1 protein-coding gene is annotated in these 399 nt (G+C 59.4%); it reads right to left on the reverse strand.

All coding sequences use genetic code 11. The features are described from left to right. A partial coding sequence (locus DX909_RS29745) for a hypothetical protein (RefSeq protein WP_206513082.1) occupies nt 1–399 on the reverse strand: 399 nt, incomplete at both ends.

Genomic DNA, 399 nt, shown 5'->3' on the forward strand with positions numbered 1-399 from the left:
CCGGCGGCTGGTTAGTCGGCGTGCCGCTGCCCGGACAGGTGATGGTCTTGGGTGACCCTTTGAGAATATAGGTGCCGCCCTGTACCCGCACCCAAATGTTGCGCGGCTGATTGTTCTTCAGGCTCTCCGGAAGCGGAATATTATACCCATGCACCCCGTTGCCCTTACCGTTGTTCAGAAGATCCTGCCGGAAGATATCGGCCGCATCCGATCCGATCACCGTAGCGGTTTCGATCGTAGCTCCTTCCAGGTACTCAACGTTCAGAACGGTGTTGGGCTTGTCGCGATCCCAGACCCAGCCGTAAATATTGTCACAGCTCAGCACATCCAGGAAGCCCTCGAAGTTACCGGCCACCGGACCGGGGTTACCGGCCGGGTTGACCGTCAGGGTCACGCCCG

It is taken from the genome of Larkinella soli (assembly GCF_003703975.1).
Lineage (GTDB): Bacteria > Bacteroidota > Bacteroidia > Cytophagales > Spirosomataceae > Larkinella > Larkinella soli.